This window comes from Pseudarthrobacter sp. NCCP-2145 (assembly GCF_023708005.1).
GTDB classification, from domain to species: Bacteria; Actinomycetota; Actinomycetes; order Actinomycetales; family Micrococcaceae; genus Arthrobacter; species Arthrobacter oxydans.
In genome coordinates this window covers 1-12,161 of sequence record NZ_BRCG01000037.1, presented here as the reverse complement: position 1 = coordinate 12,161, position 12,161 = coordinate 1, and the positions used below count along the sequence as shown (strand labels likewise).

The 12,161-nt window shown below is 66.1% G+C and carries 11 protein-coding genes and 2 riboswitches; of the genes, 7 read left to right on the top strand and 4 right to left on the bottom strand.

What is annotated here, in order from left to right:
• Positions 1–114: 114 nt before the first annotated feature.
• The 3 genes from NFU08_RS20495 to NFU08_RS20485 are packed head-to-tail and all read right to left on the bottom strand — an operon-like array spanning position 115 to position 4,506.
• Positions 115–1,761 carry a DNA repair helicase XPB gene (locus NFU08_RS20495; protein WP_251425880.1) on the bottom strand — a complete coding sequence of 549 codons (1,647 nt, stop codon included), beginning with the start codon at positions 1,759–1,761 and terminating at the stop codon, positions 115–117.
• Positions 1,758–4,262 (bottom strand): helicase-associated domain-containing protein, encoded by a 2,505-nt coding sequence (locus NFU08_RS20490; RefSeq protein ID WP_251425878.1) that lies wholly within the window; start codon positions 4,260–4,262, stop codon positions 1,758–1,760. Before NFU08_RS20490 ends, NFU08_RS20495 begins: the two co-directional genes overlap by 4 nt.
• A 10-nt stretch (positions 4,263–4,272) precedes the next feature.
• Positions 4,273–4,506: a hypothetical protein gene (locus tag NFU08_RS20485; protein WP_174179620.1), complete on the bottom strand. Its 234-nt coding sequence runs from the start codon at positions 4,504–4,506 to the stop codon at positions 4,273–4,275.
• 225 nt (positions 4,507–4,731) lie between these two features.
• Between NFU08_RS20485 and NFU08_RS20480 the strand changes: the two genes are divergently transcribed.
• Both NFU08_RS20480 and NFU08_RS20475 read left to right on the top strand, forming a co-directional pair.
• Entirely contained in the window at positions 4,732–5,115 is a 384-nt protein-coding gene (locus NFU08_RS20480) for a cold-shock protein (RefSeq protein ID WP_066273868.1), read from the top strand.
• Between the two features lie 6 nt (positions 5,116–5,121).
• Positions 5,122–5,781: a DUF3027 domain-containing protein gene (locus NFU08_RS20475; protein ID WP_251425876.1), complete on the top strand. Its 660-nt coding sequence runs from the start codon at positions 5,122–5,124 to the stop codon at positions 5,779–5,781.
• 154 nt (positions 5,782–5,935) lie between these two features.
• Here the strand turns inward: NFU08_RS20475 and serC are convergent, their stop codons facing one another.
• Complete coding sequence (gene serC, locus NFU08_RS20470) at positions 5,936–7,066, bottom strand: phosphoserine transaminase (RefSeq protein ID WP_174179618.1); 1,131 nt, start codon at positions 7,064–7,066, stop codon at positions 5,936–5,938.
• Positions 7,067–7,346: 280 nt separating this feature from the next.
• Here serC and NFU08_RS20465 point away from each other — a divergent pair, with 280 nt between their 5' ends.
• The 5 genes from NFU08_RS20465 to NFU08_RS20445 all read left to right on the top strand — a co-directional run bounded on the left by NFU08_RS20465 (position 7,347) and on the right by NFU08_RS20445 (position 12,014).
• Complete coding sequence (locus NFU08_RS20465) at positions 7,347–8,042, top strand: metal-dependent transcriptional regulator (RefSeq protein ID WP_174179616.1); 696 nt, start codon at positions 7,347–7,349, stop codon at positions 8,040–8,042.
• Positions 8,043–8,148: 106 nt separating this feature from the next.
• Positions 8,149–8,390, top strand: a riboswitch (cyclic di-AMP (ydaO/yuaA leader).
• A 10-nt stretch (positions 8,391–8,400) separates the two neighbouring features.
• Positions 8,401–9,225 carry a M23 family metallopeptidase gene (locus tag NFU08_RS20460; RefSeq protein ID WP_174179685.1) on the top strand — a complete coding sequence of 275 codons (825 nt, stop codon included), beginning with the start codon at positions 8,401–8,403 and terminating at the stop codon, positions 9,223–9,225.
• A 136-nt stretch (positions 9,226–9,361) separates the two neighbouring features.
• Positions 9,362–9,535, top strand: a riboswitch (cyclic di-AMP (ydaO/yuaA leader).
• A gap of 70 nt (positions 9,536–9,605) precedes the next feature.
• The gene (locus NFU08_RS20455; protein ID WP_174179614.1) at positions 9,606–10,301 is read left to right on the top strand and encodes a C40 family peptidase; all 696 of its coding nucleotides are present in this window, start codon (positions 9,606–9,608) and stop codon (positions 10,299–10,301) included.
• Between the two features lie 159 nt (positions 10,302–10,460).
• Positions 10,461–11,240 (top strand): NlpC/P60 family protein, encoded by a 780-nt coding sequence (locus NFU08_RS20450; RefSeq protein WP_174179612.1) that lies wholly within the window; start codon positions 10,461–10,463, stop codon positions 11,238–11,240.
• 273 nt (positions 11,241–11,513) lie between these two features.
• The gene (locus NFU08_RS20445) at positions 11,514–12,014 is read left to right on the top strand and encodes an HNH endonuclease (RefSeq protein ID WP_066273874.1); all 501 of its coding nucleotides are present in this window, start codon (positions 11,514–11,516) and stop codon (positions 12,012–12,014) included.
• The last annotated feature ends 147 nt before the right edge of the window (positions 12,015–12,161 follow it).

Sequence of the window (12,161 nt, the reverse complement as noted above, 5' to 3'; positions counted from 1 at the left end):
CAACCGTGACAGACACCTCCATGATCCGCCCCGGCATGCGCCCACCGCCACAGACGAAACCCCCGAGGCACGCACAACCTTCTCCCACCACGGCGCGACAGCAGCGCTGGACCGCTAGTCAGCCGTCTCCACGTCCTTGGCGTCCATGATCCGGTACGCGTAGCCCTGCTCCGCCAGGAACCGCTGGCGCTTGGCGGCGAAGTCCTGGTCCAGGGTGTCCCGGGCCACGAGGGAGTAAAAGCGTGCCGAGCGGCCGTCCTTCTTGGGCCGCAGGAGCCTGCCCAGCCGCTGGGCTTCCTCCTGCCGGGAACCGAATGAGCCCGACACCTGGATCGCCACCGAGGCCTCGGGAAGGTCGATGGAAAAGTTGGCCACCTTGGAGACCACCAGCGTCTGGATCTCCCCGGCACGGAAGGCGTCAAACAGCTTCTGGCGCACCTTCACCGACGTGTCGCCCTTGATCACGGGCGCATCGAGGCGCTCGCCGAGCTCATCCAGCTGGTCGATGTACTGGCCGATGACCAGCAGCTGTTCACCGGCGTGCCGGCTGACCAGCTGCTCCACCACAAGTGTCTTGGACTCCGAGGTGGCGCAGAGCCGGTACTTGTCAGCGTCCTCGGCCATGGCGTAGGCGACCCGTTCGTCCTTGGGCAGGTCCACGCGGACTTCCACGCAGTCAGCGGGCGCGATGTAGCCCTGGGACTCGATGTCCTTCCAGGGCGCGTCGTACCGTTTGGGCCCGATCAGGCTGAACACCTCGCCCTCGCGGCCGTCCTCCCGCACCAATGTTGCCGTCAGTCCGAGGCGCCGCCGCGCCTGCAGGTCCGCCGTCATCCGGAAGATCGGCGCCGGCAGGAGATGCACCTCGTCGTAGATGATCAAACCCCAGTCGTGCCCGTCCACCAGCTCCAGGTGGGGGTAGAGGCCCCCGCGCTTCATGGTGAGGACCTGGTACGTGGCGATGGTCACCGGGCGGACTTCCTTGACCGCCCCGGAGTACTCGCCGATCTCGTCCTCGGTAAGGGACGTGCGCTTCAGCAGTTCGTCCTTCCACTGGCGCGCGGCCACGGTGTTGGTCACCAGGATCAGGGTGGTGGTGGACCCGGTTGCCATGGCGGCGGCCCCCACGAGCGTCTTCCCGGCGCCGCAGGGCAGCACCACTACGCCGCTGCCGCCGGACCAGAAGTTGTCGCTTGCCATCTGCTGGTAGGGCCTCAGCTTCCAGCCGTCCTCGTTGAGCGCGATCAGGTGCGGAGTGCCGTCCACGTAGCCCGCCAGGTCTTCCGCCGGCCACCCGATCTTCAGCAGCAGCTGTTTGAGCTGTCCCCGCTGGGAGGCGTGCACCACCACTGTTTCGCCGTCAATCCTTGGCCCGAGCAGGGGCTGGATTTTTTTGGCCCGGATTACTTCCTCCAGTACCGGGTAGTCGTCGGTCCGCATGACCAGCCCGTGCTGGGGATCCTTCTCCAGGCGCAGCCGGCCGTAGCGGGACATGGTTTCTTCGACGTCGATCAGCAGCGAATGCGGCACGGGGAAGCGCGAGTACTTCAGCAACGTATCCAGGACCTTCTCCGCATCCAGTCCCGCCGCGCGGGCGTTCCAGAGCCCCAGGGGCGTCAGCCGGTAACTGTGCATGTGCTCCGGTGCCCGTTCGAGCTCCGCGAAAGGTGCGATGGCATGGCGGGCTTCGGTTGCCAGCTCATGGTCCACTTCAAGCAAAATGGTCTTGTCGCTTTGGACGATCAACGGTCCGTCGTTCACGCCGGGAAGTCCTTCACTGGCGCAGTTTCCTCTGCAGCCTCAATGTCGATGATGCGGTGGATGGACAGCACGCGTTCGGTTTCCCTGGCGGGATCAAACACCCGGACGCGTCCGCCGCTTACAGAGAGCGGAACAACCGTTTCCAGGTTGGCATTCCCCAGGCCGTCCACCACGTTCATGCTGATCCGCTGCTTGAGCCTGATGGCGCGCTGCAGGGCTTCAAGCCCCAGCTGGGTCCCCGTTTCGCCGGCGTGGTCTCCGGAAACACCGCGGTGTCCGACGGCGGAGCCCCCCTGCCGCAGGACCGCCAGCTGGGCTTCCACCTCCTCCGTCCCGGGCGCCGTCCGCGGTGCGGTGTACACCGGGCGGTGGGTGTCCTGGGCGGCCTGGCTTCCGCGCAGCCGGACCACGGGCTCATCCGCGCCGTCCACGGAGGGGGAGAGGCCCAGGTTGCGGAGGACCTGTGCGGTTTCCCGCGGCGGCGCGGCGGACACCAGGACAGTTGGGGCGATCTTCTCCAGCTTCAGGTGGGCTGCCTTCGGCCCGGACAGAAGCTCCAGCAGGGCGTCCTCGTCGTCGCTGTGGACGAAGCTCGCCGCCGGTCCCACCCGCAGCCTTCCGTGCCGCAGGGCTGTGTCCTCCACGAGGTATTGGAGGGGCTGGGGCACAGCGGTGGCGGAGTGCTCGCGGAGGAACTCCACGATGCCGGCAGCATCGTATCCCGTGTCCAGGGCCCGCTTGATGGAGCCTTCCGAGAAGCGGTAGATGGTGGCCGGCCCCTGGCCTTCGGCGTCTGCCATCACCAGTAGTTTTCCGGTCAGCCCGGGGTCGAGGTACCCCGGGGCGACGGCTGTGAGGTCTGCCTGGAGCAGGACATGGCTCAAAGCTGCCGGCAGGTGTTCGCCAAGGATGGCAATCGCGGCTTCGGGCTGGTCCTCCGCCAGGGCGCTGCCGAGTTGGCTGAGGGCTCCGGACCCCACGAGGCCCAGGAGTTCAGCTTCGGCGAGTACACCGCGGATCATCGAGCTGAAGCGGCGGGCCATCCGCGGCTGGGCCCATTCCGCACGCTGGAGGACGGCTTCGGCATCAAGCACCGGAGCGGTGCCGTCTGCGGAGCCGGCCTCCACGGTCAGTTCGTGCAGAATCTCGAGGATGCGTTTGCGGACCAGGGGAGCGTCTGGCCGTTGGGCTTCCGCTGACAAGGCGATGATGGTGCTGCCGGACGCTGAGCGGTGCGCCGCCGGCACGCCGCGCGTCCCGTTGATGGGCTGGCCCACCAAGGACGGCACGCGCTCGCTGGCCAGCCAGGCATTTACCAGCCAGAGCCATTGTTCCTGGCGCGGCAGGACCAGCCATTCAAGCTGGGGAGGCTGGATCCAGGACGAGGAATCAACGTCCAGGCGGATCAGGCCGGCCAGGGCAGCCAGTTCCAGCAGAATTCCCGCTTGCTGCTGGTCGATCCGCAGCAACTCGGCCAGACGCCTCATCTCGCGCACCCCGACGCCACCGCTGCGGAGCGTGGCCAGGGGTTGCTCCCGTACCGCATGCAGGAGCTCGCCCATCAGCCGTAGCGTCTCCGATATTGCGCTGAGCGCAGCATTCCTGCGCAGGACAGCTGAGGTCCGGCCGAGCTCGGGGACAGGGGGCTGGAGGGTGAAATCGTTGATGATCGCGCCGCCGCGAAGTGAGAGCCCTACGCTGTGGGGCAGTTCCACGTGCGCGGCGTCCAGGGGCACCAGCAGTCCGCGCGCCAGCAGCCAGTCCACAGGCCCGACGTCGGACCCCTCCGTGGTGATGGAGGCCTTGCGTTGCGCCTGGGGGACCGCCCCCATGGCCCAGTTGCGGAACCTGGCGAGCAACGCCGTCGTCCGCTCCGGCGCCGTGGACAGGATGCTGTTGAGGGACTCAGGGGAGGAGGTCCAGTGCTGCAGCGCCAGCGCCGCCTCCATGGGAGTGGTGGCGTCATGGATGGCCACGCCGCTGCGGTGCAGCTCGGAGACAAGCTGCACCACGCGCTGCGCGAAGGCGGGCTGGAGCCGGACCAGTTCCGTGTAGCTCCTGCCCAGCCCGGCGGGATAGATCCCCACCACGTCCTTCAAGGAGCCCACCGGGAGGTAGTGGCGCTGTTTTGCCGCGGACTCCGGGGTGCCGTGGGGAGGTTCAGCGCGGTGCACCAGCGCCAGGTCCTGCAGCGAATGCAGGATCCGTTCAACCGCGGCCCCCGACGATCCCGGAATCATTTTGCGGAGTCCGGCCGCGGAGGCGCTGTGCCCGGTATCCGTGTTGGTGCACAGGTGGAGTGTTTCGAGGACCTGCATCTGCGGCCTGTTGAGCCGTTCCAGAGCACGCTGCACGCTGAGCCTGGCACTGGCCCGCGCCGCGAGGGCGCCGAAGTCGGGGACGGGGGGTGAGATGAGGTCCGGCCGGGCGTCGAACAGCGCACGCAGTGAATCGTCGCTGCGTGCCTCCAGCTCCTTGCTCAACGCGCGAATGAGGGACATCAGTCCAACGTTACCGCCGGTCAGCCTTTCCTGCCCGGCGCCGCCCTGCAACGCTGTCCAGAACCAGGAAAAGCATCAGGAGGAACGCGACCGGCAGGCCGTACAGCGCCGAGTACGTGACCCAGGCGGGGGCCACTGACCCGGCGAAGGCCAAAGCCATCACGGTGCCTACTGCCACCAAAGAGAGCACGGCGACAGCTGCGGCGGTGATCATCAGGGCACGCCGGTAACGCGAGGGAGTCATAAACGTAACGCTACAGCTCCCGCAGCCCCGGGCGTGAACGCTGCCGCACGGAGCCCCGGAATGCCTCCGCAAGGCAGGTAAAAGCGGGAATAGGGCAGTGGGCAGGATAACCTTGGGGGATAGACCAACACGGCCTGCAGCCGCCATACCCTAAACCCGCACAGCAATGCGGATGCGGTGGCGGGCGGCCGTGTCAGAAGACGCAGAACGAAGAAGGTTGATTACGTGCCTACCGGCAAGGTCAAGTGGTATGACAAGGACAAGGGCTTTGGTTTCCTCGCGGGCGAGGACGGCCAGGAGGTATTCCTGCCCAAATCGTCGCTGCCCGAGGGCGTAACAGAGCTTAAGGCCGGCACCCGGGTTGAGTTCGGTGTGGCTGACGGCCGGAAGGGCGCGCAGGCCCTGGGCCTGCGTGTGCTGGACAAGACACCTTCCATCGCCAAGGCAAAGCGGCCCAGCGCCAAGGACCTCGCCCCCCTTGTCCAGGACCTGGTGACTGTCCTGGACAACCTGTCCGGGACGCTCTCGGCAGGCAAGTACCCGGAAGGCAACAAGGGCAAGGCCATCGCCGCTGCCCTGCGTAAGGTTGCCGACGAGCTGGACGTTTAGGCACTTATGAACCCGGAAGCTGAACAGCCGGTCCCAGCTGTGCCGGAACAGGACGGCACGACGGCGGGTGGCACGGCCGCTGCCGGCCCCGCCGCTGCGGTGGCCAAGGCGGCGTCCAAGCGCCGCGCGGGTGTCCCGGTGTGGCGGACAGGGAAGCCTGATGCCTTCCTCGCTGCCGCGGTGGACACCGCGCGTGCCGCTGTGGAGGACATCACGCCTGCACCTACCATTGGCCGGCACCTGGGGGCTAAAAGCGAAGGCGACCGCCTGGTGACGCACCTGTTCGAATCCAGGCTGCCCGGATACCTGGGCTGGCAGTGGTACGCGGTGCTGACCCGCAACTCCCGCTCGAAGGTTGTGACCGTCAGCGAGCTCGGCCTGCTGCCGTCGGAAGATTCGATCCTTGCCCCGGAATGGGTGCCGTGGGCTGAACGAGTCCGGCCCGAGGATGAGCAGGACCAGGAGCCGGAGCCGGAGCAGGACCAGGTCCTGGCAGCGGAACCGGAAGCTGGCGGGCAGGTGGCTGTGCCCGCAGAAGGCGAAGCGGATGACGCCGCCCGGGATGCCGTATCAGGGCCTGCCGTTTCAGAGCCCGCCGTCGAGGCCCCTGAGGTTGCCCCTGGTCCGTCCTCGGAGCCCGCAGAAGACGACGCCGCCACGCCTTAGGGCACGCCGCACCCCACGGCACACTTCCCCACGACTTACACAAAGGCGCCGCCCGGAACTAACCCCGGGCGGCGCCGTCGTAATTAACGCTCTTTGCTTCTGGGTGCGCTGCTTTGGGCCACTGAGCCGCAGCGCGGACTGCTGCTGGAGCCCGCTACTTGCGCAGCTTGCCCACCACGAAGTCGATGCTGGCCAGCAGTGCGGAAACGTCGTCCGGTTCGATGGCCACGAAAGTGGCGATGCGCAGCTGGTTGCGGCCGAGCTTGCGGTAGGGCTCGGTGTCCACGACGCCGTTGGCCCGCAGCACCTTTGCCACCATGGCTGCGTCCACAGACTCGTCAAAATCGATGGTGGCAATGACGTTGGAGCGCTCATCCGGGTTGGTGACGAACGGGGTGGCGAACTCGGAAGATTCGGCCCAGCTGTAGATCCGGCCGGCGGAATCGGCAGTGCGTGCCGAGGCAAAGTCCAGGCCGCCGTTGGCGTTCAGCCACTGGACCTGCGCATCCAGGGTCACCAGGGTGGACAGCGACGGCGTGTTGTAGGTCTGGTTTAGCCGTGAGTTGTCGATTGCGGTCTGCAGGTCGAGGAAATCGGGGATCCAGCGGCCGGTGGCCTTGATGCGGGCCGCGCGGTCAAGCGCGGCGGGGGAGAACAGGCCAAGCCAGAGTCCACCGTCGGAGGCAAAGTTTTTCTGCGGGGCGAAGTAGTAGACGTCGCTCTCCGCCACGTCCACGTCCAGGCCGCCGGCTGCTGACGTCGCGTCAACCAGCACCAGTGCGCCCTCGTCCGCACCTGCCACGCGCTTCACGGGGGCGGAGACGCCCGTGGAGGTCTCGTTCTGGGGCCAGGCGTAGGTATCAACGCCCGCTTCGGCCTGGGCGGCCGGGCGGGTACCTGGTTCGGACTTGATGATGGAGGAGGCGTCCAGGAAGGGCGCCTTGTTGGTGGCGGCCGCGAATTTGGACCCGAACTCACCGAAGGAGAGGTGCTGGGCCTTCTTCTCCACCAGGCCGAAGCTGGCGATGTCCCAGAACGCAGTGGAACCGCCGACGCCAAGAACCACCTCATAGCCCTCGGGTGCCCGGAAGAACTGGCTGAGGCCCTCGCGCACCGACCCCACCAGGTTCTTCACCGGAGCCTGCCGGTGCGAGGTTCCCAGGATGGTTTTCGACGCAGCGGACAGCGCATCGATCTGCTCCTGCCGGACCTTTGACGGGCCGGCGCCGAACCGTCCGTCCTTGGGCAGGAGGTCGGCGGGAATAGTGATGCTGTTTTCGCTCACAGGTGCTCCAATTTCGGCGTGGACGCGGCTAGGGTCCGGACGGGTGGTTGCTTGGCGGACAGTCGGCTGTGACTGCAACTCCGGCCCTCCTCATTCTGCCTGAACCGGCGTTGGTGCGGGAACCGGCACCGTCATAGTCCAGACATTGAGACGGCCTGTTGTGACGGCCGCCAACTATTCGGACAAAGTCAAAATAGGCTAAGCTTTCCAACGGACTACGTCGCGCGGAAGGCGATACGGTGGGACAACGCAAGGTACTGCGCTCGAGGAGCTGAGCTGGATGACGGATCTGATCGACACTACGGAGATGTACCTTCGGACCATCTTGGAGCTTGAGGAAGAGAACATCGTGGCCCTCCGCGCCCGGATCGCCGAGCGCCTGCGGCACTCAGGCCCCACGGTTTCCCAGACCATAGGCAGGATGGAGCGGGACGGCTTGGTGGTTGTCTCGGGCGACCGGCACCTCGAACTCACCGAAGTGGGCCGGAAGCGCGCTACCGAGGTGATGCGGAAGCACCGGCTGGCGGAGCGGCTTCTGGCAGACGTGATCGGCCTGGACTGGGCCTACGTCCATGACGAGGCCTGCCGCTGGGAGCATGTCATGAGCGAACGCGTGGAGCGGCGCATCTACGAGCTGCTTGACCACCCCACGGAGTCCCCGTACGGCAATCCCATCCCCGGCCTGGCGGCCCTCGGCGGCCAGGCATCGCAAGGATTCGCGGACGGGGCCGTCAGCCTGCTGGAGGCAATGAAGTCCTATGGCCCGGCGTCGGAGGTAACCGTAAGCCGCCTGGCTGAGCCGATCCAGGTGGAGCCGGAACTGCTGGTCCAGCTCGACGAGGGCGGCATCCGTCCCGGGGCTGCGGTCTCGCTGGAGCGGGTGGGAGACTACATTTCGGTCCGCGTGCCCGGCATAGAGGGCGCCCTGGAGTTGCCGCCCGAAGTCGCAGCCCACGTCTTCGTTGCCGTCCGGTAAACCCGCGTACTACCCCGGCCGGGACGGATTAGCCAAAGATAACGGAATTGTTACTTTGGGACTTCTGGCCCTATAGTTAAACCCAAGCGTAGATACTAAAGCGTTACCTGATCCGGAGCCGAGCTCTGCCAGCGGATCAGGTGCACGAGTCATTACTGGCAGAGGCGGGGGAACCACAACCGGCAGACGGGGGACTGCCTTGGGGTGAAGTCCGTCAGCAGCAAGCCTCTTCCAGCGTTGGATCCTTCCAGGGATACCTCTGTGCCGAGCTTGCCCAGGCGGACCGGGTCTGTGAACTCTCTGACCCGAATCCGACAGCTAACTTCGCAGGCTTTCCAGAGAGGAACCCTTCTTGTCCATGCAGACCCCCAAGGGGCGCCGCCGCGCGGCCGCCCCCGTTCCAACGCCGCGCGTTGTCGAGGTCATCACCACGGAACGCCCCCGCGATCCGCACCGTGATGCACGCCGCCGTCGAGGTCCCTTCCGGCAGATCACAGAATTTGCCTCCGCCAGCGGTATTGGCCAGAAAGCCGGAATCGCGCTGGCTGCCACCGGCCTGGTGCTGACCGTGACCGTTCCGGCAACCAGCCCCGTCATGGCCACCGACAATGCAGGCAGCGTCACCCCCGTGGCAGCCTCGGCTGTTACCCCGCAGCCACAGGTATCCGCCGAGGCCGGCGCGCAGATCGACTTCAGCCGCTCTGCCGTGGTGACCCAGGCGGATCCCGACGGCAAGCTGAAGCAGCTGCTCAGCGCGCAGTCCGCCGGTTCCGTGTCCCGCGCAGCCTCGGCCGGAAGCCTCGGAGCCCCGTTGGCCGCGCTGTCCACTGCCTCCCCGTTCGGCTACCGGGTCAGCCCGATCACCGGCGGCTCCGGTGACTTCCATCGCGGCCAGGACTACGTGGCCCAGTGCGGCACCTCGGTCCTGGCAGCCGCAGCCGGCACCGTGACGTTCGTCGGGTGGCACCAGTACGGCGGTGGAAACCGCGTTGTCGTGGACCACGGCAACGGCCTGGAGACCACATACAACCACCTCTCGTCCTTCAGTGTCACCGAGGGCCAGACGGTCTCCCGGGGCGATGTCCTGGCGCTCAGCGGCACCACGGGTGCTTCAACAGGCTGCCACCTCCACTTCGAGGTCCAGGTCAACGGCGAAGTCGTCGATCCCACGGGCTGGCTGTAGTCAAATGAGGGACGGCTATCGAATCATCATGACCCGCCGTGACCTGAATGTGACATTCAACGAAAACTGCTGTACCGTCTAACTCGCGTCAACTTTTCCGAAGTTGACGCTCTTGTGCGGATTGCCTAGCTCTGCCACCGCTCAAGGTCCGTTCGCATTTCATCGTCTGGCAGGGGCGGGGGAACCAATTTTGGTCTTTGCTTCAGCGAAGGCCTTGGGGTTAAGTCGCAAAGCTTCCTTGGAAGCGGAGTGGCCGGGTGACTCCCATCCGAATCCGACAGCTCACCTCGCAGGCATTGGGAGAGGCTACCTTCGTGTCTTCACGCCATCATTCTGCGCGCCACCGTGCGCAAACGGTTCGTACCAACCCCTTGGACACCGTGTCCAAGGCTGTTAGTGCCAATGCCGGGACAGTAGGTCGCCAGGCTGCCGTTATCGCAGCCGCTTCCGGTCTCATCCTCAGCATGGGCCTGCCTGCCAGCGCCGCGGACACTACCGCTGGCGTTTCCGCTTCCACCGAGTCCGGGTCTGCCCAGTCCGCCCTCGCGGTGACTGCAGCACCCACCGCCACCGTCTCCTTCGAGCGTCCCGTGGTGAAGACCACCGCCGCTCCGAAGCCGGCACCTGTGCGGGTACAGTCGACCGATTCCGAGAGCCGGACTGCTGCCGGAACTCGGACGGCCTCCACCGCATCAGCTCCCGAAGCTGAAGCTGAGAAGCTTGCCGAAACGGTTTCCTCGGCCTCCACCTCCGGCATTGCCGCACTTGCGTACACTGGCATCGGCCGTCCCTACGTCTGGGGTGGCACCACCCCCAACGGCTGGGACTGCTCCGGCTTCACGCAGTGGGTGTACGCCCAGGCCGGCATCAGCATCCCGCGCGTCAACGCCTGGACGGCAATGACGCCCACCTCCACCCCGCAGCCGGGTGACCTGGTCATGCAGAACGGTGGCGCGCACGTAGGCATCTACGTCGGCAACGGCATGATGATCAGCGCTCTCAACCCGTCCCAGGGCACGCTGCTTCACTCGGTGGCCGCCACCGGAAGCTCCGCCTTCTTCACCATTAACAAATAGTTCTTGGGCCTTCGGGCCCAAGAACTATTTCTTTGCTCCATCACGCGTTCCGCAAACACCACATCCCCGTTCGGGGCGTGCCGGCGTACCCCCAAGATGCCGGCACGCCCAAACCCCTTGGTGCCCACAACGGCCTGAGGAAAACGAAAGAGAGAACTGATGACTACTCGTGCCACCGCACGGCATCGCGCCGAAGTCACCAAGACCAACTCAATCGCAGTAATCGCCAAGGCTGTCGGCGGCAACGCCGGTGGCATGGGCCGCCAGGCAGCGGTTATTGCTGCCGCTTCCGGCCTGGTGCTGACCAGCGGCATCGCCGCAAACGCGGCAGACTCCAGCGTCCAGCGCGACTCCGCTCCGGCGTCCACCCTGGAAGTTGAGTCCTCCGTCGAGGCGCCGATCTCCGCCGCTTCCACCATCGCCATCACCTTCGAAAAGCCGGCCGTCACCACCACGCCTGCGCCTGTTGTCGAAGAAGAGCCCGCTCCTGTTGAGGTCGAGGAAGCCGAGCCGGCGGCCCCCGCCGTCGTCCAGCCTGCTGCAGCCCCCAAGGTGACCGCCAAGGTGACCACCGCCTCTGCACCCGCTGCAGCTCCTGCCGCTTCCGCCAGCGGCAAGGGCGCAGCCATCCTCTCCGCTGCATACGCCCAGCTGGGCGTCACCCAGGACTGCACCATGCTGGTGACCAACTCCCTGGCCGCAGTGGGCATCAACTTCCACGACTGGCCTGCAGGGTACCTCTCCCTGGGCCGCACCGTAAGCGCCGCGGAAGCCCAGCCGGGCGACCTTATCTACTACGCCGACGGTGGCGCGGGCATGGCCCACATCGCTGTCTATGCCGGCAATGGCCAGGCGGTCCACGGTGGATACAACGGAAACCAGACGGTGGTATTCAGCGCCAACGTTGGCTCCGGCCCCGTTTTCATCCGCGTGAACTAACGAGCCTCACATTCGCCGTCCCCTATGGACGGCACGAAGAACCCCTGCCCCGCGGCAGGGGTTCTTCCCTTTAAGGATGACGCCGGCGGAGTGCAGCCCGCAGACGCACGGGTAAAGCCTGCCAAGGGACCCGACACGGCAGTTTTGGAAAACAGCGATTAGCTGATAGTGCGCTTCTATGTTTACTCTTGTGGTGTCGATCCATAGCCCGGACATGCCGAGGGCAGCCGGCCCTCGTGCCCCTGACGGGTGCGGCCGTGAAGAGGTACGTGCATGCGCACTCTCGTTCTGAATGCTGGATATGAACCGCTGGCGGTCATCACGTTCCGCCGGGCGCTGGTGCTTGTGCTCACAGGCAAAGCCAGTGTGGTTGCCGAGGGTGACGATCCCGTGGTGGGACCCCAGGAGATATTGGGGCGGCCGTCCGTTATCCTCCTCAACCGCTATATCCGTCCCAGATACAACCAGGCCACGGCTGTCAGCCGCCGCGGAGTGCTGAGGCGTGATGGCCACAGGTGCGCGTACTGCGGAAAAGCGGCCCACACCATCGACCATGTCCAGCCCAAGTCCCGCGGCGGTGCCGACTCCTGGGAGAATCTGGTGGCGGCCTGCCTGCGCTGCAACAACGTCAAGGGCGACCACACTCCGGCCGAGATGGGATGGAAGCTGCGCTTCGTCCCTGAGCCTCCGCACGGAACCATCTGGCAAATCAAGGAACTCGAAAAGCCCACCCCCGCCTGGGACCCGTTCCTGCTGCCCGAGCGCGCCGCCTGACCCCACCCCGCGCCATGCCCTTGGTGACTAGCGGTCCAGCGCTGCTGTCGCGCCGTGGTGGGAGAAGGTTGTGCGTGCCTCGGGGGTTTCGTCTGTGGCGGTGGGCGCATGCCGGGGCGGATCATGGAGGTGTCTGTCACGGTTGAC